Origin of the sequence: Polynucleobacter sp. AM-7D1 (genome assembly GCF_018688455.1) — a bacterium.
GTDB lineage: Bacteria > Pseudomonadota > Gammaproteobacteria > Burkholderiales > Burkholderiaceae > Polynucleobacter.
In genome coordinates, this window is sequence record NZ_CP061319.1 from 390,311 (window position 1) to 412,650 (window position 22,340).

The following is a 22,340-nucleotide window of genomic DNA, read 5'->3' on the forward strand; positions in this document are numbered from 1 at the left end:
TCATTTTTAAATTGAAGAATGCACTCATGGCGGGAACGGGCAATTACAAATTCCAGCGATGCCATTCAACATTTACCAACCCGATGCCGGTCAGATTGATCCTAAATATAATTTGGACAGTCGATTTTTGTATAAAAATCTCGAGAAATTTTTCTCTCCGGGGCCGGTTTCTGCGATCTTCAATACCAAGTCATCACAATTGCTGCCTGTCAGTGTAGATAGTCTAGAAGCCAAAACGGGTTTCAAATTCAAGGTAGAGGAGGCGCCCAAAAATGGGGTGCATTCCTTCCTGATGGATCCATGCATTTTTGTTGCTGGCTTAGATGTTGGTAAGTTGCAATTTTCAATGCAGGGGCTGCGATCCTTAGATAGCGGATTGCTAGCATGTGACATTCCCAGGGAAGTAGCTCTAATTCAGCGTCGAGAAGATTTTAGGGTTCCGGCCCCACCTGATAGAGCATTTAAGGCCTTAATTTATTTCAGTGTTGGCAAGGAGATGATCGCAGATATTGTGGATATTTCCGATAAGGGTATTCAGTTTGATATTCGTCTTGGGGCTACGGAACTAGAGGTCGGAAAAGTTTGGAGTGGTTGCACCTTGGAGAGATTGCAAGCTCGCACCGCTAAGTTCGATCTCATTATTCGGAGCATTAGACCAAGTTTGCTGGAGGAGTCACGAGTCCGAGTGGGTTGTGAGCTTTACGAGCCAACCCGCTTAAATGAAAATGAATTTGTGAGCACCAGGACGGCCATTCAGAGCTCTAGGGTAAACAGACGCATTAATTACTGGTATCAGGAAGCTTCCTGGTGCTAATGTTGATGCCCCAATGTGGCGCAAGAAGAATTCATCGATAATTACTTATTCAATAAAATTAATGCCTTACTAGGAGTTAGAAATCATGGGTTACGGAGCAATTGAACTAGGTCAATTGAATATGCAAAAAGGCAAGTTTGATGTTGCCTTTGATATTTTGTACGACTGTGCGGTCAATGATCAGAACGATGACGCTGTTTTCTTAATGACCAAAATGGTGTTTGATGGCAATCTCTCGCCGGAGCATATTGAGAAATTCTACGAACTCCAAAATGGTCACACCAGTCTAGGTAATGGTTATGCCCTGTTTAATGTGGGGCTGATGCACGAACGTGGTCTTGGAAAAGTTGCTCAGAACTATAAAATTGCAGTTGATTACTATCAAAAAGCCATCAAAGAGGATGTTAAGGATGCTTACTGTAATTTGGGCAATATCCTGGCGCTGGGCCTGGGAATGGATCAAGGTGTGCCGCGAGATATAAATAATGGAATCAAGTTTTTAGCAAGGGGCGCTGAAGAGGGTAGTCGTCAATGTGCTTATACCTTGGGCTCGCTCTATGGCAAAGGTGAATTTATTCCGCAGGATCTTAAAAAAGCCTTTTACTACCTCTCCTTAGCAGCGCTTCAAGGTCATGATCAAGCAAAGCGGGTGCTGCATATTTTTGTTCATAGCCACAAGGAAGACTACGATGCAGAGATGTCGGCTGCTGAGTTACAGTTCGGTAAGATTGAGAATATGCGGCAGCTATATAAATGCCTATAAGCTAATTTAGCTTTGAAAATAAAACCTCAAATGCCTACAGCTTTTGAGGCTTTTTCTTTTTGTGCTCAAACTGAAATCAAGCTTCATGTTCTAAAATAGAGCCATCACTTAATCGATTGGTGTTTTATGCAGTTTGATAATTCTCGTTTAGATATCGCTACCTTAAATCTGAGGAAGGGTAGGTATGATGCTGCGTTCGAGATTTTTTATGACCTAGCGACAATCGATTTAGATCAAGAAGCGCAGTTTGCCTTAACCAAGATGTGTTTTGATGGCCATCTTGATCCAGAGCAGATTAATAAACTATTTACTTGGGTAAATTCCAATAGCAGTTTAGGTAATGGCTATGCCCACTTCAATGTGGGTCTCATGCATGAGCGCGGTATGGGAGAAATCAAGCAAGACTATAAGACTGCCATTGAGTATTACGAGAAGGCTATCAAGGAAGAGGTGCATGATGCCTACTGCAATCTTGGAAATATCTATGCTTTAGGTCTAGGTGAAGAGCAAGGTGTTCCTAGGGATGTTCGCAAGGGTATTGCATATTTGGCCAAAGGCGCTGAAGAGGGGAGTCGTCAGTCTGCCTATACCTTGGGCTGTTTATATGAAAAAGGGGAATACATTCCCCAAGATCATAAAAAGGCTTGCTATTACTTGGTGCTAGCAACTCTCCAAAAACATGATCAAGCCCATCGAGTGCTCATTATGTTTCAACATGCCAACAAAGGTAATTACGATAAAGAATTTGATGCTGCGGAAGCGCAGTTTGGAAAAATTCAGAACATGCGCACGCTATATAGGTCTCTGTAACTGAGACCGAGGTTATGCGGTGCTAGTGATTAGACTTTCAGTTTGGCTCTAATCCGAATCATTCCCTGGGTATGGATTTGGCTAATACGGCCAGGGGTGATATTCATGACTTGGGCAATTTCTCGATAAGACAAGTCTTCCTGGTAATGCAGTGCAAATACCAGTTTTTCATTTTCAGGCAATCCTTCAAGAATAGTTGCTATGCGATCTGCCAATTGGCTCATCGCAACTGCTCTCATCGGGTCCGAATCATCGGCATCAGAAGGTAGTAAATCATCTGATAAATCATCGAGTGGCATCAAGTGCACCATATTAGCCATGATGGCATGGTAGGCCTCAATGGTGATTTCTGCGCTACTGGCAATTTCTTTTTCAGATGGGTGGCGGCCTAAGTTTTGCTCAAGCTTGCGGGTGACTTTTTCAAGCCCTACGAGTTCATCCCGCTGATTACGCGGAAGAATGTCATTTTTACGGCAGGAGTCATAGATAGCCCCACGAATACGAGTTCTCGCATAAGCTTCAAAAGCTAAGTTAGCCTGAGGCTCGTAGCGGGTTAGGGCATCGAGGAGGCCAGTTAGACCTTCTTGGATAAGATCATCTACTTCCACATTAGGCGGCAGTCTTGAGCAAATTTGATGAGCAATCCGCTTGACTAGCGGTAAGTGCTCTTCAATGGCTTGATTGATATCAATTGACTGGGAATAAGTGGATGGCTTCAATCACAACTCGTTTATTGGGAATGCTTAATTTTATGCGACTTAGCTCGTAATCTTTGCGGAAATCGCCTTAAAGAATCCCATGGGCATCACAAATTCATGTGTCTCGCCTTTGCTGACTGGGTTCCAAGTCAAATCATCAGGGTCTAGCTCAACGCGTTCGGCAGTTAAAGCTTTGATCCATCCAATGAAATCTAAGGGCTGCTCCAGTGCAGAAACGGATGCGTTGTGGAGTTTTTCAAAGGCCTGGGCACCAGCAGCTTCATCTTCACCGCCCACAATCAATACTGAGAGCGGCTCATCAATTTGCAAAATTGCCATTTGACGAATCATCACCATGGCTTTTTTGAGGGAATCTTGATCGCTTGCGGTTACTAATATACGTTTGATATTACTACCGTAGTAGGCAACGATATTTGCTTGAGGATCAATCGTCGGAAAAACGATGTAGTCGATATCAATTTCATGATTAACTAAGCGTTGATCCAGCTGAGGATATTTAGCAAAACGGTGGGCGATCTCTGGGCGCAATTTAACGCTCGTGGCATACCAAAAATTCTCTTCAATGGCTTTAATGCTTCTTGCCAAATTGATGGAGCTGGTAAACACTTGTCCTAAGTCATAGCGGACTGGGTATAGAAACCCTGACATTGTTTTGCGATCTGATAAAGCAATCTCATCAATCAGAAGTACCCTGTGACCTAATTGCTTAATGCTATGCGCTGTGCCATGACCCAAATGAATAGTGGAGTCTGGATCGAGCGTACTGGCAATACAAATGACTCTCGATAACTCAGCGCCAAAAATATTGCGTAAACCCGCAGCTTGATCCACGCTGCCTGTAGTTGTTGTACTCATTGATTGACTTTGCGAATCCAGTCACCCAGGTGGTCTGAAAGAAGAGCGGGTACTTGTTCATCAGTAATCGAGAAGGTTTCTGAGAAAGCACGCATCGCCATCGCACGATGACTCAAGTAATTAATATCGGGCTGACTGAGATCTTCGGGAACACGTTGACCATTGGAGACAAACATGACTGATAAATCATGACGAATCACACTATCAATCACTGGTGCAAGATGGGCTGCCTCATCAATCTTGGTGATAATGACAGAATCCAGTTTTTCACCATTGGCATTTTGCATAGCCTGGTTGTGCAAGCTAATCACTTCTTCTTGAGTACGCAGATCGGTAGTAGAGCTCATAACTAAAATGCGACGTGCCTTGTTGGAGCCATGCTCTAGTAATTGAGATTGCTCAACCATCAGCGTATCGCGTTGGCTCACACCGGCGGTATCTAGCAGGACAATCTTGCGATTAGAGAAGTCCTTAATCTTTGCAGCTAAATCTTCGCTATCTCGTACAGCAGTGACTGAAAGCCCCAAGATTTTTGCAAATGTTTTGAGTTGCTCTTGGGCGCCAATACGATAGGTATCGGTTGTGAGAAGGGCGACTTGATTGCGGCCATAGCGCAATACACAACGCGCAGCAATTTTGGCAACAGTGGTTGTTTTGCCTACCCCGGTAGGTCCAATAAAGGCAAAGACGCCGCCGCGATCAAAGATGTCAAAGGCATGCGATGTCTTGATCATGCATTTCACTTGTTCACGAGCATTTTTTAGCAATGCAGGCAAGCTCAAGTCCTGAGGCAGGTTGCGTGCAATCTCGGCGCATAGCTTGGGAGAGAATCCACTATTGAGAAGGTGTTTCACGATCTCGGTAACGTGGGTATTTTCCTGTTGGATATTTCCCCAGAAATTACCGGCAACATGCGATTGCAGTAAATACTTAACTTCACTGATCTCAGAAAGCAACTTTTCTACTTTAGGCGAACTGCCTGATTCGAATATATTGGAGACTGCTGGGGCGGCAGGCACTGCAGGTGCAGCGGCCGCAGCAGGCGTATTTGCTTTTTGTAATCCAGCTTCTGAGATGCGATGCGCCTGAGCCGCATTGAGAGCTGAAACTCTAGCCGCATTGAGGGCGGCAACATCTTGCGCTGCTTTTGCATTGGCAGCAGCAGAGGCATTAAATATCGCGTCATTATTAGACGGGTTGATCACGCTGCTATCACTGCGCTGAATACGTTCAGCATTATTAAAGGAAGTTGGTAAAAATGCTTCTGCACCAGGAGCTCTGACAGAGCGACCCGCTCTAGCTGGGTTGCGTCTTAAGCTGCCCGCCGGGATTTCGCCATACGGTTTTGGCGCGGGGGCTTGGGCGCGACGCGCAATGGCGTTCTCAAACTTGTCTGACAGACCAGATTGAGCCATCGATCTTTCTGAAAAAGGGCTGGCTTCACTGCTGAGAGTATCGAGCGATTCAGAACGTGTGGATAGATTGGCTAAATCTTGTGAAGTAATGGCAATGATTTCTACGCCTTGGTCGGTGTCTTTAGTGGAGAGCACCATAGCGTCAGAACCCAATTCTGTACGAATCAGCTTTAACGCATCAGCGGTATTGGCTGCAATAAATTTTTGGGGGCCCATGCTTAAACTCCGGAGTAGATCTCTTTAATAGTGATTTTAGGGGTTTTTGCCCGTTTGGGAACAAAGAACCTTGAAGAAAGCCAGATTGGAGGTTGGTGGTAGCTCACTTAATGCCAATACCACCGCCTGAGGGCAGACCCTGCGAGCAATTCTGGAGATGGTGGTTCTGGTCCGTGTGCCACTGACAATGACTGGCGGCAGGTTTTGGTTCTCCATCTCTTGAACACCCCTGATAACCTCTTCCCCAAACATACGGGCTAAAGAGGGTTCAATCAGTCCATCCGGAGCAATGGCCCCAGCACCAATCGACTGCTCAATGAGGCGCTCAAACTCTGGCTGAATTCCCAATACTTGATAGTTATTGCCATCACCTAAGACATCTTGAACGATCGTGCGACGCAGTGCATAACGAATATGCGGCAGGATCTCTAAAGGATCATTGAGTTTGCCTGCGTATTCACTGGAGATTTCCAAAATGGTGCGCAGATCTTTGATAGGAACATTTTCTTCAAGCAGTAATTGCAAGATGCGCTGCAGCTGCGCCACAGTAACAATTTTTGGTATGACATCCTCAACCAATTTGGGGTAACTCATTTTGAAGTGATCAAGTAGGTCTTGGGTTTCTTGGCGACCTAATAGCTCGGCAGCATGCTGATGAATGAGGTGATCTAAATGCGTAGTGATGACAACTGCAGGTTCAACGACGGTATAGCCTTTAGCAATAGCTTCATCGCGCATGGAGCGCTCAATCCAAACGGCAGGCATACCAAAGGTTGGATCTTTCACTTCGATGCCCGGAATTTTATCGGTACCACTTTGTTGAATCGCTAGTAGACGATCTGGCAAGCACTGTCCTCGTCCAATCTCAGCACCGTAAAGTAAAATGCGATAGGTCTCAGCACTCAGTTGCAAGTTGTCTCTAATATGTACAGATGGAATTAAAAATCCTACTTGAGTAACGAATTTGCGACGAATGGCTTTAATGCGTTTAATGAGATCACTCTCATCACCTTTGTCTACTAATGGAATGAGGCGATACGCTAATTCAAGGCAGAGTGGCTCAACGATCGGAACGTCTTTCCACTCTAGTTCCTCGTTAACAACTGGCTGAGCCAAGGCTACTTTGGCTGCTGCAGCCTCTCTCTTAATGCGTTGGTGGGTTAAGTAAGCAAGACCACCAAAGAGAGCAGCAAAGCCTAAGAAGATGACATGGGGCATGCCAGGCAGGATGCCCAAGATGCCGAGTACTCCAGCCACAACGCCCAGTGCATTACTGTTCGCTTCAAACTGCTTGGAGACCTGACCGGAAAAATCATCCTCGGTGGCAACGCGAGTAACCAAGATACCGGCCGCAGTAGAAATCACCAATGCTGGAATTTGCGCTACCAGTCCATCACCAATTGTCAGTGATGCAAAAGTGGACAGTGCCTTGCCAAAGTCCATGCCATGTTGCAGGACGCCAATCATCACACCACCGATGAGATTGATCACCAAAATCATGATGCCGGCCATCGCATCGCCACGCACGAACTTAGAGGCACCGTCCATGGAACCAAAGAAGTCTGCTTCTTGCGCTACATCCGCGCGTCGCGATTTTGCTTCTTCTTGCTGAATAAGACCAGCATTGAGATCAGCGTCAATCGCCATCTGTTTACCAGGCATGGAGTCCAAAGCAAAGCGAGCAGAAACTTCTGCTACACGGCCGGAACCTTTGGTGATCACCACAAAGTTAATGATCGTGATCACAATAAAGATCACAATACCCACTGCAAAGTTGCCGCCAATCAAGAAAACACCAAAGGCCTCAATTACCTTACCGGCAGCATCCGTTCCTTTGTAACCGTCCATCAACACAATACGAGTCGAAGCGACGTTAAGGGATAAACGTAGCAGGGTGGTTAAAAGCAGAACTGTTGGGAAGGCAACGAAATCTTTAAAACTCTTGATATTGATCGCTGTAAATAGAACGATGATGGACAGCGCAATATTGAAGGTAAAAAGCACATCGAGAATAATGGCTGGCAAGGGCACCAGCATCATGATCAGTACTAAAAGTACCAAAATCGGGATGGCGCCTTGTGCCGATGGGCTCGGCAACTTTGAGGTGTCAAAACCCAAGATTTTCATGCGATAGGTCTATTGCCTGATAAATGATTAAAAATTGCCAAAAACTGCACTAAATCAGTAGGCGCTAACCTATATATAGTGTTTAGCACCCCAATAGACCCTAAATATACTGTATTTCAGGGGAAAAAACATCAAAAATGGCAATAATTGCCGCACTTTTAGACAAAAATTGCCACCAGTAACAAAAGTGGGATTAAGGGCTCAATTTAACGGTTTTTACACCCCTATCCTCGTCAATCAAACCCGATTTTTTGCCTGAAATCTAAAGTAATTTAGTTTTTTAGCCGTTTAGTCCGAAGAGAAACCTTTTTTGGGAAGGTTTTGTCCAAATTAAAGGCTTTTCAGTGGCGATATCTTCAACCAGTTCAGCAACGAATGCATCGATTGATGTAGCGAGCATCGTCTCGCAGTTGATGTCTGCTGAAAGCAAGCCGATAGACAGAATTGACGCCAAAATTGCTACTCAAAAAGTAGTAATTAGCGACTTAGGAGTCATTAAAAGTAAGGTTGCCGCTCTTCAAGATGCATTGACAGTATTTGAAGATATCAATACCTACGGAAACATGTCTGCCAGCTCAGACAATACCGCGATCGTTACTGCCACCGCTGGTACTGGTGCAGCAGCAGGGACATATGCCGTGACTGTTGCGCAGGTAGCTCAAAAAAGTACTTACAACATTACTGGTCTTGCCAGTGCTACTGATGCAGTCAATTTCACCACCAGTTCAGGCTTTCAGATCACCGTGGGTACAACGGTGTACAGCAGTGATGGTAGTAAGACTGTTGCTGGGGTGACGACTGCTAATGCAATTGCAATATTGGCGGCAAACCCAACGGCAACAACGCTCAAAGATTGGATCAATAGCGTAAGTGGCTCAACCAATGTCACTGCATCTCTATCGCAGATGACTGCTGGTCATTGGAGCCTGGTGCTCAATGGAACTCAAGAAGGTTTGAGTAATGATTTTTCGATCTCTGGATTGCAGACTGGAGCTAGTATCCGGGGTTTTACGGCGTCTACAGATTTAGTGCTGCTAGATCAGGCTAATGGTTTTCAGTTAACTGCCGATGGCGTAACTTACAAAACTGGTGGGGCCGGCAGTAATGTCACAGCGATAGTTGGAACCGGCATGGCTGGCGCCGTTACTTTGGGCGACTTAGTGACCTGGATTAATGCACGTTCTACTGCAAACACGCTAGGCCTTACAGCCGCAATTGTGACGGATGCTACTGGCGCAAGTTTAGAGATTACACAGGCAGGCAATGGTGCAAAGACCTTAAGTATTGCAGGTGTTACTGCAAGCTCAACTTACCCCACTGTAGTTTCCAGAACTCAGGGTATTAGTGATGAGACTGCAACGTTTACATTTCCAGCAATGCGGGCTGGTGACTCTATCACCATAGCTGGCTTGACCATGACCGCTAAGATGGATTTAACGGCTGCTCAGTCAGCTGCCTCGTTTAATGCCTTGCAGGCAGGGGCAACTGCGCCATTGCAAACCAGCATATTGAACGGTAAGACTTCAGATCCCGTAAGTGGTGGATCTACAGTGAGCTTAAGTAATGTTGCATTGCCAACTGATTCAGGCGTTTATCGCTTAACCAGCGTAGGTGCAGTACTAACGATGACAAAATATGTCAGTGGCAGTGCTGTTGCATCCTCCTCTATCGAACTAGTGACATCGGGATCTGGCGATTCAACTGCAACACCTCCAAAAGCACTCTTTGCTGGTGCGCTCAATGGTGTGACGACATTAAGCTTTGGATCTCTTGGGTCATTTAACGTCAACACCTCATTGGCTGCAACGAATGTTGAAACTGCATCAGAAATTGCGGCAAAGATTGTTAACGCCAGTGCTGCAGATCCTGTGGCTATCGCCAACGCCTGGATCTCTGTTCCGGGGGCTGACTGGGCTGAAACCGCTAGAACCAATTTAAGTCTTGGTGCCAGCGATTTAATGAAGGCAGTTATTACAACAACCGGTAGTACAAAGCTACGCATTGGGGCTGCAACAACAACTGCCTTGACAGAGGTCTATGGCTACGCCAATAAAGCTGCAATGGATGATGGTTTGGTGACTGAGCTTGCATTTGTGGGTACTGCAGCTCAACTCAATTCTGCATTGGCCACTTTAGAGGCAAATAGCCCAGACGGTCTTGGAAAAATATCTATCAATATTGTTCCATCAGACATTATTTCTAGATCGGACTCCGTTACTGGTGATGCCTCTTACTACAAGGTAGTTTCCGGTTCAATTGGAATTGCTGATGCAACAACAGCGGCTTCAAGCAGCACATTTATGGGTCTCACAGGTTTCCTGACAAACATTACCAGTCAAGAAGAAAATGACTTTATTCGTGGCAAAGTAAACACCACATCTTGGATTGGGGCAAATGATGCAGCCAACGAGGGTAAATGGGTTTGGGGCGCGGGACCTGAAGCTGGCGTAGAGTTTTATGCCACAACAAATCCAACGAATAAGCGTGCTATTCCATCTGTCACTTTGGGTACACCTAGTTCAAAAGAAATTCGCACATGGGATTTTGAGAGTACAAACTCAAGCACGCTCTTTTTGGCAAATGCAAGATCGATTAGCTTTCAGTTGGTTAATCCTGCGGATGATCTTATAGATACAGTTGTTTACAACAATTCTTCTGGCACTACACAAAGTATTACAACAGTCTTAACGAATCTGAAAGCCTACTTTGACGCAGGTTCAGATATTGATGCAACCGGCGTCGGTTACTCAATAAATGGTACCAAAGCATCTGGAGCTGCAGGCACATTAGGGTTATTTTCAGAATATGATTTTTCTTATTCTGTTGCTGCAGACTCTCTGAGCGCTAGCCTCAGTTTTACTGGAAAAGTAAATGGCGTAGTGACAGATGGCGCACTTTCTGATTTCCAAATCCGCGGCATTAACCTCTATAGCAACTGGGCCACCGGTGAACCAAATGACTCTGGGGGTAACGAGGATTATGCAAATTTCTCGCAGCCACAGGGTTTTCAGTGGAATGATTTAAATGCTAATCCGATTGGTGCTTATGTTGTGGAATACAACGCCAGCTCAGGCTCTGCCGTCTTAAATAGTCTTAAGCGCGAATTTAGTCTACCCATTCCTGGGGTTATTGAAGTGGGTAATCCCGCTTCGGTCGCAGTTGGTAATGCGCTTAATTACGCAAACTTTTCTGGTGCACTGACTGGTTTTAGTTCAGTCGTTAATGGTAATGATGTGATTTTGACTTCAAGTACCGCCGGATCGGATGTATCAAATATCAGCTCCTCTTTTGTTAATCGGGCAGCATCAAGCAGTAGTACTCTGACAATAGAGTCATCTACTGCTGGATCAGATGGGGTCAATGAGCTATGGACTTTCAACTTTAGCGCATTAAAGGCTGGGGATGCTGTAACCCTGACTGAAGCTAGCGATGGCGGATCGATAACTTTTACCGCCAATCAAGACCTCACTGCAGAAAAAGTAGCCCAAGCATTTGCAGGCATCGCTGCAGGTACGACGAAGACGTCTAATCTCTTGGGTACGTTTAGTGGGACCAATATTGCTAGCTATGCATCAGGATTAGCCGATGGAAGTAAGGTGACCTTTACTGCATCTGTTGATGGTGATGCTGCCAATTTATCGGGAGCGATTGTTGGTCGTAGCGTTTCGACTACAACGTTTAGTGCACCCACAATTTCTGATGGTGGCGCCGCTGCTCAAGAAAGTGTGCAGTTTAAATTTGCACCTGCTGGTATAAAGTCAGGAGACTCCATCACCATTGGTGGACTAACTTTTACAGCGGGAAGGGCGTTGACTACTGCTGAGTTATCCGGAGCATTTGCTAGCCTTGCAAATAATGCAACAACGGGCGCAGGGTCTAGCTATGGTAGTTATTCCGGATCACTTTCAGGTTATTCCTCCGGGGCGGTTATTAGCGGTGATCAGGTTTTATTTACCTCAACTGCAGCAGCTGGAACAAACGTAACTGATCTAACAGCAAGTTCAGTTATCAGAACAATTTCTGGCACAGGCCTCACTGTGAATCAATATACAACTGCACGCAATGCTCAACTGAGCATCGGTGGTATTGCTTATGAGCGGTCAAGTAACTCCATAAGTGATATCTATTCAGGGGTCACTTTCAACTTAATGGGCACTGCCGGAACCACTAATGTGAAGGTGATATTAGGTGCTGATAACACTGAAAAAAGTATTACAGACTTAAAGGATGCTTATAACGATCTTATTAAGACTTACAGCAGCATGACTGCTAATAGCGCTAATTCCAGCACCCCAGGAACCTTTGCCAATAATCCAACAACACTCTCTTTCATAGAGGGTATTAAGCGCCGCTTTGCTACTGGACTCACTTACAACATCGGGACCAATAACTCTGAGGGTGATCCATACACATTGAGTCTTGCAAGTCTTGGTTTGGATTACCAGCTGGATGGCACCTTGAAATACAACGCAGTTTCATATTTGATGTCTCAGTCCGCGGGATTAAGAGAGAAGTTCCTCAAAGGTATCAAGATTGGTTACACCAGCGCAACAGATACTTTGGCAACTTTTGTTAAAGCCCAGTCTAGTAGTTTGGGCGCACTTTCTCAGCAGATTCAAAATGAAAGCAACCAAGTCAATAGCTTGACTAAAGAAAAAGAGAATATTCAAAATCGCCTGAATAAAGTCCAGGAAAGCTATATCGCCCAGTACTCAGGACTCAACGCGCTCCTATTCCAGCTTAATTCCACCAGCACCAGCCTTGGAAATGCCCTGGACAGTCTTACAAATATGAACTCGAATAAGTAGATATTCAAAGACACCTTCTTGCCTCTGCTTAGCCTTCAAAACCGCCAAACCTGAAACTAAGTACTAGTTTCTGTTCTAGGGGCTCCTAAATCATTGATTTTTATAGGAATTAGTAAATATTAAATAAATTATTAAATAAAGCTAAACACTTTCTTTTTTATTGCCGTAGGTAACGATATGGGCAGTCTCCGTTAGGGTTTTGGTATTTACATCTAATTTGGAGACTTTAAACAAGGGTTTTACGTGCTTATCGGGTAAGAGAGTGTTTTATGGCTATTTCAGTAGTTGCAAATTCAGGTCCTCAGCCACCTTCATTGGCTAGCCTGTTGCAAATTAATCGGATCAATCCGATTACCGGTAAAGATGCCGATGATGCCAAGGGCGTGTCAGGCGCAGCTTTGCCTAAGGCCGGCGCAAAACCATCTGTTATTCCAAGACTGGTTCAGGACGTTCTCAAAACTTTGAGTCAGCTAGGCGCAAATCCCTCGGCTACTCAGGCTGATAGCTCAGGAGCTCAGGCTCAAGAAATTAAAAAAACTGCTGTAGATTTTTTGACATCAGTAATCTCGGCACTTAAACCTCAGCCAGACAATTCATCTGCCAAAGCGGCTAACCCCTTGGAGCAATTAAGTGCTGGCATTTCTCAAATGATTAGTGCAGTGGGTAATGGCTCATCTATAGATGGGGCTGTTGCTCAAAGCGCTGATAAATTACTCAAGTCTGCCGGCGTACCAAGTAATTCAAATACCTTGGGTGGCTTACTGGAGGGCTTGCAAAGATCATTATTAGATGATTCTGGGGCTGGAAGTTTGATCAACGTGACGGCATAATTTATCTAGGGATAGCTTTGAAATGAGCAATACGATCAACAGTGCGAATGGAGCAGCAGCGCAATACGCCAATAGCGTATTGCCGGCCCCAACTCCGCCTGTTGCTTCTAGTGCTCCCAAGGTAAATATCCCAAGTGATGCTGAGGTTGTATCCAAAGTCATGAGTACACAAATTAAGCCATCAGGCGTTAATGAGATGGCTCAATCGACCAGAGCAACTATTGAAAAAGCCGCTCAAGAGCTTGAGAGCTTTATCCACTCCATGGGAAGAAATATCAATATCTCTGTAGACGGCAATACTGGATACCATGTGGTGACAGTAACTAATCCAGAGACTGGAGAGGTGATCCGTCAAATGCCATCCCCTGAGCTTCTCAAGATTGCTCAGAGCCTGCCTAACTTTGGCGGCTTACTTGTAAACCGTAAGGCTTAGCACCCCACTTAAGTTTTAACTAGTTTGGCTATTGATTTAGCCATTAGCTGCCTTATTACCAGCCCTACACACCGCTGCTCCAGCGAAGCCCAAAACACAATCCTTGAGGTCAAATGACCTCAAAATCAACCTTTTTACCAGTGAACAGTTAGAAAGAGTGCTGAGCTAACCAGTATTTAGGTGGGGCGGCTGGAAGCAAGCGCAGCTGAATAATATCCAATAAAAACAACGAGTTATCGATTATATAAGCGTCTCTTAAACAACAGAGTCAAATTGTCCTAAACGCTTGGGTCAACAGTGCCGTTAATAAAAGTACAGGGAAGCAAATCCATCTTGGGTGGCCCCAAAACGTATTTATTAAGGAGATTTAAATGCCTACAGTAATTAACACCAATTTGGCTTCTTTGTTTGCCCAAAACAGCCTATCCAATGCTCAAAACAGCTTGGCGACTTCAGTTCAGCGCCTGTCTTCTGGCTTGCGTATCAACAGCGCCAAGGACGATGCTGCTGGTTTGTCAATTTCACAAAACATGCAGAGCCAGATCAACGGCACAAACCAATCTATTCGCAACTTGAGCGATGCAACTAACTTGCTGCAAACAGCAGATTCTTCATTGTCAACAGTGCAAGACATGATGTTGCGCCTCAAGCAATTGGCAACACAAGGTTACGACGGATCACTGTCAACCAGCCAAAAATTAAATATCGTTCAAGAAATGAAAGACTTGAACGCTGAGATCAATGCAACAGCTGCACGTACTGCTTTTAACGGCATCAACTTACTGTCAAGTGGTTCTAGCGTTGACTTAAATAACTCAGATATTAAAACTGGCACACGTATTCAGAATACTGCTGTTACTGTATTAGGCACTGACAATACTAAGGGTCTTGGCTATTACTCAAGAACTGGTACAGGTACATCTACAGGTCTAAATGATTTGTCGCTTGGTGCTTTGGGAGGCATTGGTTCAGCCGCAGCCGGTACTGTTGCAACAACTTATGATGTGGAGTTAAGCTCTGAGATGTTAAAGCAGATTCCAGGTTCATATGTATTAACTAGCAATGGCGCTAACTTGACTTTGACTGGCACTTTCAATGGTTTGGCTCAGTCACAAACTGTTGCAGTTAAGGATGCAATTGCAAGCAACGTTAGTGGTCAGGCAACTACAACCGACCAGATCCTAGATTTCAGCAACTTCGGTATCTCTATCAACATGCGCTCTGTGCGTGGCACTGGTGATAAGGTAACTGGTGAAGCTCTTGCCTCACAGTTAGCTTCAAGCACATACAAGAATTTACAGGTTAACGGTACTGGCGGCGAAATTACAGGCATGAATTTGTCTGGAGTTGCTCCTGGAACCTATACCATGACTTATAACCGCACTGGTGGAGTTGGATCACTTGTTGCAGGCTTAGGGCAAAGCATTAATGCTTCAGGTAGCGCGCTGACTGGACAGGCGATTACTTTAAGTGGTGGATCTGGCTCTGGCGCAACTGCAACAGTTGATTTTGATGTAAGTGGAAACATTACAGGTTTAACAGTTACTGCTGCGGGCTCTGGATATAAAGCGGGGGACTTGTTGACTGGTACTGCAACTACAAGTATCACTGCCACTGTTGATGGTGCATCAACAGTTAGCTCAATTAAGGCAAGCGTTGGTGTTCAAACCAATGTATTGAAGGATGTGAAGGCTGGTGACTCTGTTTATGTTGGCGGTAAAACATTTGTTGCCTCACAAGCTATAACTGCTGCTCAACTTGCTACTGCAATGGCCGGGGCTAATGGAGATGTTTCTATTTCTAATAGGGGGGTCGTTGGAACGCTATCTGGTAGCTTTACTACAGGATTGACAGCCACTGCATCATCATCATCCCTTCTTTTGAGCAACGCTACTGGGGCTGATATTGCTGTTGCTGTTGCAGACAGGACCGCAGTAATTACTAAGGTGGCAACCAACATCATGGTTGGGCAAAACCTAACTTCAATTACTGGTAGCTCATCAACCTTGACTATGTCTGGTACTGTTAATGGTATTGCTACTACACAAAGTTTGGCTGTGAGTGATAATGCGGCTCTAGCAACACAAAAATTCAACTTTGATAGCTTTGGTATTGCCTTTGATGCTAAGAGTTACCAGGCTCAAACAGCTGATCAAATCGGCACTTCACTTGCAACATTGAACGCAGGCGTTGGCCAATCTGTTTCTGGTGGTCCTGGACAAGTAGTTGTTGCTAGCGGTAACAACAGTGCATTGAAATTCCAAAGCGGTCCTAATTCTGATGCTTACATCCAGATCGACACTTTAAATATTCAAACTGCAAGTACTGGCCAGTTTGCTGGTGACCAGTTGGAAATGGTTACTTTAGGTTCAGTTATTTCCGAAAGTGGTGCTGGCAAGTTGGGCACATTAGGTTTGACTGACACAATTGATACATGGCAGACAGCATTTAAGAACGCAGCTGCAGCAGTAGATAATGCACTTGAGTTTATTTCTACTAAACGTGCAACTTACGGCTCACAAATGAATCGCTTAAGTTTTGTTTCTACAAACTTGCAAGCTCAGAGCACTAATTTGCAGAATTCACGTTCCGCAATTATTGATACTGACTTTGCTGCAGAAACTGCAAAGTTGACTAAGGGTCAGATCATGCAACAGGCTGCAACAGCAATGTTGGCCCAAGCAAATCAAATGCCTAATGTAATCTTGTCATTGTTGAAGTAATTTAGAAGTTATGGCAAAAACCTAAGGTGGGAAACCACTTTGGGTTTTAGTCGATAGTAATAGGAGAGTTATGTATGAGCACAATTAATATTAATTCGGCTGCTAGCTCTGGTGCAATGCAATCCAGCGGAATGCCACAGGTGGTTGCCCAGCCTACTAGGTCTGATGCCGAGGTAGTTTCTAAGGCAGTTAGCACAGTCATCAAACCATCTAATATTGACGCTACAACTCAGCCAACACGTGAAGTTGTTGCAAAAGCAGCTGCAGACATTCAGCAGTTTGTTCAGTCAATGGGTCGTAATTTGAGTTTTTCAGTGGATGAAGCCACTGGATATCATGTGGTTCGGGTTGTTAATCCAAGTACTGGTGAGTTGGTTCGCCAATTACCCTCAGAGGAATTATTAAAGATTTCTAGGGATTTTCAGCGCCTGAACAATGTTTTGGTGAGTCAAAAGGCCTAAGTTCTATATGCCAACTGTAAAGATTGGCATAAATTTTGCATAAGATAAATGCCAATGCTTCGTTGTGTTGGCATTCATCTTTTTAATTAGAGAACAATAAAATGGCAGTTTCTTCAAGCAATTCAAGCACTTCCACCGCATCCATTGATGTGTCTGGAATCGTGCAGCAGTTAATGACTGCTGAGAACCGCCCGCTTGAAACCCTCAAAACTAAAATCACCCAGCAACAGGTGGTTATTAGCGACCTAGGGGCGGTAAAGGCCAAGGTGGCCACATTTAAAGATGCCCTAGCTAGTTTTCAGGATCCTGCCTCATATAACAATATGCGAGCCAGCTCGAGTGACAGCTCGGTGATAACTGCTGCAGCGGCGAATGGCTCCGTTGCTGGCAGTTACTCAATTGAAGTGTCTCAAATTGCTTCAGCATCAAAACATGCTTTGAGCGGTTATTCCTCAGCAACTACCCCAATTACGGTTGATGCAACCGATGGATTTGTGCTCACGGTGGGCAATACCCAATTTAGTTCAAAAGGTGTTGTTAAGGTCGATGGCGTTGTGAGCTCTCGAATCATCCCTTCATTAGCCACAAGCCCAACCGTAAGTGATCTGGCCAATTGGATCAATAGCTTGGATGGCAACGTCAAAGCCGGTGTTGTGCAAACCACTGCTAGCGATCAGTGGGCTCTCACAATTGAGGGTACGGAGACTGGTACTGCTAATGCAGTGACCTATACCGGATTAGAGACAGGCACAGTGAATGCTGCTGCCACTACCGTAGCTAAAAATGCAGAATTCTCGATTAATGGAATCGCTTTTGAGCGCCCAAATAATACTGTGAGTGATGCGGTAGATGGACTTACGATTAATCTGCTTGGTACTACCGCAGTTGGATCAAGTAAAACCATCGCAGTTTCACAAGGCGCTGATAACTCTGAAAAGAAAATCACCGACCTCGTATCGGCTTATAACGACCTTATTAGCCTGTACAAAACACTAACTGCGAATAACGCCAATTCAGATACGCCGGGAACTTTTGCAACGAATCCAACAATGCTTGGTTTCATTGGTGATATTAAGACACGATTGGCAACGGGCTTTGCTTATGGTGTGGCAGATTCAGTCATAGGCAAGCGTCCAACTATGAGCCTAGCTTCCTTGGGCATGGATCTGCAGCTAGATGGCACAATTAAATTTAATTCAATAACTCATGCAATGGCAGCCGCCGATGGATTGCAGGCTAAGTTGAGTAAAGATGTTGATGTCGGCTACGTAAGTGATAGCAATACATTGCTGACTTTTGTAACCTCCACAGCAAGCTTTAATGGCGCGCTCAGCAAACAAATTGAAGCGCAGAGTAATTCAGTGATTGAGTTGCGCAATCGTCAAGATGAACTAGAGACTCGCTTAAATGTCATTCAGAATAATTACATTAGTCAGTATTCAGCATTAAACGCATTGTTGTTTCAGTTGAGCTCTACTAGTAACTCGTTAACGAGTGCCTTAGATGCCCTGACAAACAACAATAACAATAATTAACGGCAGCAGAAGCTAAGGACCAATCGGAGAATATATGGTTTCCAAATCAGCAAGAGCGTATGCCGCTACTGAGGCCTTTACTGGTGTCAATGCCTCGGATCCTGGACAGTTAATAGTGTTGGTATATCAGCGCGTTTTCGATCATCTCAATATGGGAAAGAAAGCGCTTGAGGATGGTGATTATGGAATTGAGTCCTTCACCAAAGCCCATGATTTGATTCAACAGGGATTGTTAGCTTGCTTAGATTATGAAACAGGCGGTGAAGTCGCCCAGAGTCTTGGCGCAGTTTATGAATGGTCATTGCGTGAGTTAATTGCTGCGCGCTCTGCAAAGTCAGCTGAGCGAATTCAGGAAATTATTGATGTACTCACACCTTTATACGAAGCGTGGTCAGCGCTCGCCCCAAAAGAATTTACACCCACGCTGAATGCCCCAGAGCAGCAATCTGAGTTATTGCAGCAGGTGGTCAACTATTAAATGAATGCCATTCAGACTGCTATTGGTATTTTGGCGGCTAAGCATTAAAGTTGTAGAAACATATATGAAGGAGGATTGAGTATGGCCATACCAATTCCCTCGAATTTACCCATCAATCCTGTGGTGGATTACCACCGCAATGATTTAATTACCCCTCCATCTGCACCTGCTGTAGTAGAAAGTCTTGGTGCAATCGATCCCCGGGTAGCATTAAAGATGCCCTTACCAGTTGGGGATTCATCCGCTAGCGCAGCAATGCACGATGCATTGCAGAATGCGGCTGCTAGAGCGGGAGCCGCTGTTGCATCTGAGCCCAATGTTGATCAGGCAGTCTTCCTAGAGCTTTCCTCTATGACGGGTGATCTTGCAGAGGCTGCGGGTAATCCGTCTCAAGCTCGAGTAACGAGTTTGTTATCCCAAAGTCTGGCGCGCATGGATACCTTGGGTGGTGCCGCACTTGGGCAGCTACTCTCGGATATCCTGGCGGTTGATGTGCCTGAGCTTGGCAAGTCTATTACTACAGATGCAAAGGCTGCTGTAGCTCAAAATGCTGTGGTTAATTGGCCTGGAGCTAGTACTCAAACCCCACTTGTTGATGTTGCTGATCCTAAATTGGCAATGGCAACTCTGTATCAAAATTTGCAGAGCTCAGGAATATTTGCGGCTGATCAGCTTAAGCGCTTATTGTTTCCTGCAAGTGAGGAAGACGGAGCACCATTAGCCACCAGTAACAGTGTTGAGACTGAAACCGCAAATTTAGTTAACCAGCTTTCAACAGACTCACCGGCAGTACGAGATTCAGTCAAATTACTTTTGCGCGGCGATATTCTCTGGCAGGGTCAACTGATGCCAAACGTCCAAGGGCGCTTATATCGCGAGGATGCTTGGGAGGCGGATCCGGAGCAGCCTGGTCAATTACAAAAAGGTAGCCGCATCACGATGGAAGTTAGTTTGCCAAACTTGGGCCCATTTAAAGTTGTCGGCACACAGTTTGGCGAAAGTGTGCACGTAGCAGTAGAAGGTACTCCTGAGGCGCAAAGCATCCTGACAAATGCTTTTTCAGATTTGCTAGAGCAAATACGCGCGCAAGTGGACCCCGATGCAAAAGTAAGCTTAAAGGGTGGGGGATCATCCAATGGATGAGAAAAAGATCCGTAAAGCAGTTGCGCTTGCCTATGAGGTCAATAGCGCTGCACCACGCATTACCGGACAAGGTGAGGGCTTTGTAGCGGACGCTATTTTGGCTAGAGCAAAAGAGTTTGGTATTCCAACCAAAACAGAGCCAGAGTTAGTCGAGTTTTTAATGCAACTCAAGCTAAATGAATTAGTGCCCCCTAAACTCTATGCGGCTGTAGCGGAAGTGCTGGCTTGGGCCTATGAGGTGGATGGCAAAACCGTACCCAATCCAAATAACATTCCGATAGATTCTCGATAAGAGGTCTTGGTAATAAAAAAGCCCAGTTCAACTGGGCTTTTGCTTATCTTGGGACTTGAGCTTCTTAAACTTGTAAGTTAGTCACTTCTTTGTAAGCATCGACTAATCTGTTGCGAACAGCAATCATGCCTTGCAAAGAAAGATTGGCTTTTTGGAGGGAGACGATCACGTCTTCCAATGAGGTATCTGATGCACCAGTTGCAAAAGACTGGGCTTTAGCTTGAGCACTATTTTGGGCAGTATTAACGTTTTCAATGGCGTTTTTGAGAACTGCAGAGAAATCAACACCATTGCCAGCTTGGTTATCAGTAGCTACAGGCTGACCACTGGCTGCAGCGGCTAATGCCTGCATCCGGGTAATCATCGAATCTACGCTGGTTGTTGTGCTCATGCGCCTAATTATCTAACAAAAACAATCAAAATACTCATTCATTTAGAAAGCCTGCTTCTTTATAGGCTTTCAGCTTGTAGCGTAATGCCCTTGCTGAGATACCTAATACTTCTACGGCTTTCGTTCTATTTCCATTTACTTCTGCCAAAACTTTGAGGATGTGCTCACGCTCAACCGACTCAATATCCTGACTTGCTTCGCCCTTAGATAATGCAATTTCTGTGCCATTTTGGGGCATTTTGCTCTCTGGAGCACGATTTATTACTGCTTTTGTCGGTTGATCGAGCGTAGTTATGTGGGTCAGTTGGGAGTCATCCAGTTCTAAGTCTTCCGCATAAATTTGATCCCCATCTGCCAATAAAACCGCTCTTTGGATAATGTTCTCGAGTTCGCGGACATTTCCAGGCCAGGGGTACTTTTGTAAAAGTGCTCTAGCAGCAACACTCAGGGTAAGTGAATCACGACCAATATTCACGCTATAGCGTTTGAGAAAGAACTCCGCCAAAGGAATAATGTCCAGTGGACGGTTACGCAATTCCAAAACATGAATCGGGAACACGTTTAGGCGGAAGTACAAATCTTCCCTGAACTTACCTGCTTTTACTTGCTCTTGAAGATTGAGATTGGTTGCTGCAATGATGCGCACATCTGCCTGAATCGAATCAGTAGATCCAATCCGTTCAATCATTTTGTCTTGCAATACGCGCAAGAGTTTGGCTTGTAGGGGCGCTGGCATTTCTCCAATTTCATCTAAGAAGAGGGTGCCTTTATGGGCTTGCTCAAACTTACCTGCTTGTGATTTAGTGGCGCCAGTAAATGAACCTTTTTCATGGCCAAACAAAATCGATTCCAGCAAAGTCTCCGGGATAGCTGCGCAGTTAATCGCTACGTAAGGACCTTTTGCGCGCTTAGATGTTTTGTGAATGTGATGCGCAATCACTTCTTTACCTGCACCAGATTCACCAGTAACTAAAACACTTGTATCAGTTGCAGCTACTCGTTCGCATCTGGTGAAGGTGGCAATACTTTGTGGGTCTACGGCAATCACGTTGTGTTCAGCAGGTCGAATCTGTGAGCCCACTTCTTTAGTTTTTGACGTGGCTTCTACTAGAGCAGATGCTTCAGGTGTGCTTGCAGAATTCGTTTCTGGTGGGTGATACCGAGAAATAATTTCAATGAGTTGCTGTGGCACAAAAGGCTTAATCAGAAAGTCTCTTGCGCCCGCTTTCAGTGCCTCGACTGCAAGCTTAGTATCAGCAAAGGCAGTCATGATGACCACTGGTAAATCAGGACATTCTGTTTGTGCAATCTTGAGCAGATCTAAGCCAGTCATGCCAGGCAGCTTGTAATCTGTAACCAATACAGTCTTGAGCCCTGGGCGCAAGAGGGGCACTACTGTCTCAGCTCTTTGGTGGGTCACAAAGTCAATATTTTTCATGCGCAGTGTGACTGCGATAGCCTCTCTGAGGTCTTCATCATCCTCAACCAGAATCACAGGGAAACGTTGATCAATAGCGTCATTCATTT

18 protein-coding genes are annotated in these 22,340 nt (G+C 45.0%); 12 read left to right on the top strand and 6 right to left on the bottom strand.

The annotated features are described in order from the left end of the window. Positions 1 to 58: 58 nt before the first annotated feature. The 3 genes from GQ359_RS02100 to GQ359_RS02110 all read left to right on the top strand — a co-directional run bounded on the left by GQ359_RS02100 (position 59) and on the right by GQ359_RS02110 (position 2,387). Positions 59 to 814: a hypothetical protein gene (locus tag GQ359_RS02100; RefSeq protein WP_215387300.1), complete on the top strand. Its 756-nt coding sequence runs from the start codon at positions 59 to 61 to the stop codon at positions 812 to 814. An 85-nt stretch (positions 815 to 899) separates the two neighbouring features. Next, positions 900 to 1,577, top strand: coding sequence for a tetratricopeptide repeat protein (locus tag GQ359_RS02105; protein ID WP_215387301.1), 678 nt, complete (start codon positions 900 to 902; stop codon positions 1,575 to 1,577). Positions 1,578 to 1,703: 126 nt separating this feature from the next. Continuing rightward, complete coding sequence (locus GQ359_RS02110; RefSeq protein WP_215302747.1) at positions 1,704 to 2,387, top strand: tetratricopeptide repeat protein; 684 nt, start codon at positions 1,704 to 1,706, stop codon at positions 2,385 to 2,387. Positions 2,388 to 2,416: 29 nt separating this feature from the next. Here the strand turns inward: GQ359_RS02110 and GQ359_RS02115 are convergent, their stop codons facing one another. The 4 genes from GQ359_RS02115 to flhA are packed head-to-tail and all read right to left on the bottom strand — an operon-like array spanning position 2,417 to position 7,719. Then, the gene (locus tag GQ359_RS02115; protein WP_215302749.1) at positions 2,417 to 3,106 is read right to left on the bottom strand and encodes a FliA/WhiG family RNA polymerase sigma factor; all 690 of its coding nucleotides are present in this window, start codon (positions 3,104 to 3,106) and stop codon (positions 2,417 to 2,419) included. Between the two features lie 39 nt (positions 3,107 to 3,145). Beyond that, the gene (locus GQ359_RS02120) at positions 3,146 to 3,961 is read right to left on the bottom strand and encodes a hypothetical protein (RefSeq protein ID WP_215302751.1); all 816 of its coding nucleotides are present in this window, start codon (positions 3,959 to 3,961) and stop codon (positions 3,146 to 3,148) included. Beyond that, positions 3,958 to 5,592 carry a flagellar biosynthesis protein FlhF gene (gene flhF / locus GQ359_RS02125; protein ID WP_215387302.1) on the bottom strand — a complete coding sequence of 545 codons (1,635 nt, stop codon included), beginning with the start codon at positions 5,590 to 5,592 and terminating at the stop codon, positions 3,958 to 3,960. The genes GQ359_RS02120 and flhF overlap by 4 nt, the downstream gene beginning before the upstream one ends. A 36-nt stretch (positions 5,593 to 5,628) precedes the next feature. Beyond that, positions 5,629 to 7,719 carry a flagellar biosynthesis protein FlhA gene (flhA, locus tag GQ359_RS02130; RefSeq protein WP_215387303.1) on the bottom strand — a complete coding sequence of 697 codons (2,091 nt, stop codon included), beginning with the start codon at positions 7,717 to 7,719 and terminating at the stop codon, positions 5,629 to 5,631. A gap of 344 nt (positions 7,720 to 8,063) precedes the next feature. On the opposite strand from flhA, the gene fliD (GQ359_RS02135) reads away from it, so the two are divergent. The 9 genes from fliD (GQ359_RS02135) (at position 8,064) to GQ359_RS02175 (ending at position 20,422) form a co-directional block, all read left to right on the top strand. Next, positions 8,064 to 12,527 carry a flagellar filament capping protein FliD gene (fliD, locus tag GQ359_RS02135; RefSeq protein ID WP_215387304.1) on the top strand — a complete coding sequence of 1,488 codons (4,464 nt, stop codon included), beginning with the start codon at positions 8,064 to 8,066 and terminating at the stop codon, positions 12,525 to 12,527. Between the two features lie 269 nt (positions 12,528 to 12,796). Next, the gene (locus GQ359_RS02140) at positions 12,797 to 13,357 is read left to right on the top strand and encodes a hypothetical protein (RefSeq protein WP_215387305.1); all 561 of its coding nucleotides are present in this window, start codon (positions 12,797 to 12,799) and stop codon (positions 13,355 to 13,357) included. A gap of 22 nt (positions 13,358 to 13,379) precedes the next feature. After that, positions 13,380 to 13,790, top strand: a complete 411-nt coding sequence (locus GQ359_RS02145; protein ID WP_215387306.1) for a flagellar protein FlaG — start codon at positions 13,380 to 13,382, stop codon at positions 13,788 to 13,790. A gap of 371 nt (positions 13,791 to 14,161) precedes the next feature. Beyond that, positions 14,162 to 16,513 (top strand): flagellin, encoded by a 2,352-nt coding sequence (locus GQ359_RS02150; protein ID WP_215387307.1) that lies wholly within the window; start codon positions 14,162 to 14,164, stop codon positions 16,511 to 16,513. Between the two features lie 74 nt (positions 16,514 to 16,587). Next, positions 16,588 to 16,974 (top strand): flagellar protein FlaG, encoded by a 387-nt coding sequence (locus GQ359_RS02155; RefSeq protein ID WP_215387308.1) that lies wholly within the window; start codon positions 16,588 to 16,590, stop codon positions 16,972 to 16,974. A 101-nt stretch (positions 16,975 to 17,075) separates the two neighbouring features. Further along, positions 17,076 to 18,509 carry a flagellar filament capping protein FliD gene (gene fliD / locus GQ359_RS02160; protein WP_215387309.1) on the top strand — a complete coding sequence of 478 codons (1,434 nt, stop codon included), beginning with the start codon at positions 17,076 to 17,078 and terminating at the stop codon, positions 18,507 to 18,509. Positions 18,510 to 18,543: 34 nt separating this feature from the next. Continuing rightward, complete coding sequence (gene fliS, locus GQ359_RS02165; protein ID WP_215387310.1) at positions 18,544 to 18,987, top strand: flagellar export chaperone FliS; 444 nt, start codon at positions 18,544 to 18,546, stop codon at positions 18,985 to 18,987. An 81-nt stretch (positions 18,988 to 19,068) separates the two neighbouring features. Continuing rightward, positions 19,069 to 20,130 carry a hypothetical protein gene (locus GQ359_RS02170; protein WP_215387311.1) on the top strand — a complete coding sequence of 354 codons (1,062 nt, stop codon included), beginning with the start codon at positions 19,069 to 19,071 and terminating at the stop codon, positions 20,128 to 20,130. Beyond that, positions 20,123 to 20,422, top strand: a complete 300-nt coding sequence (locus tag GQ359_RS02175) for an EscU/YscU/HrcU family type III secretion system export apparatus switch protein (RefSeq protein WP_215387312.1) — start codon at positions 20,123 to 20,125, stop codon at positions 20,420 to 20,422. Before GQ359_RS02170 ends, GQ359_RS02175 begins: the two co-directional genes overlap by 8 nt. 64 nt (positions 20,423 to 20,486) lie before the next feature. Here the strand turns inward: GQ359_RS02175 and fliE are convergent, their stop codons facing one another. Next, positions 20,487 to 20,813, bottom strand: a complete 327-nt coding sequence (gene fliE / locus GQ359_RS02180) for a flagellar hook-basal body complex protein FliE (protein ID WP_215302772.1) — start codon at positions 20,811 to 20,813, stop codon at positions 20,487 to 20,489. A 34-nt stretch (positions 20,814 to 20,847) separates the two neighbouring features. Beyond that, positions 20,848 to 22,338, bottom strand: a complete 1,491-nt coding sequence (locus GQ359_RS02185) for a sigma-54 dependent transcriptional regulator (RefSeq protein WP_215387313.1) — start codon at positions 22,336 to 22,338, stop codon at positions 20,848 to 20,850. Positions 22,339 to 22,340: the final 2 nt, after the last annotated feature.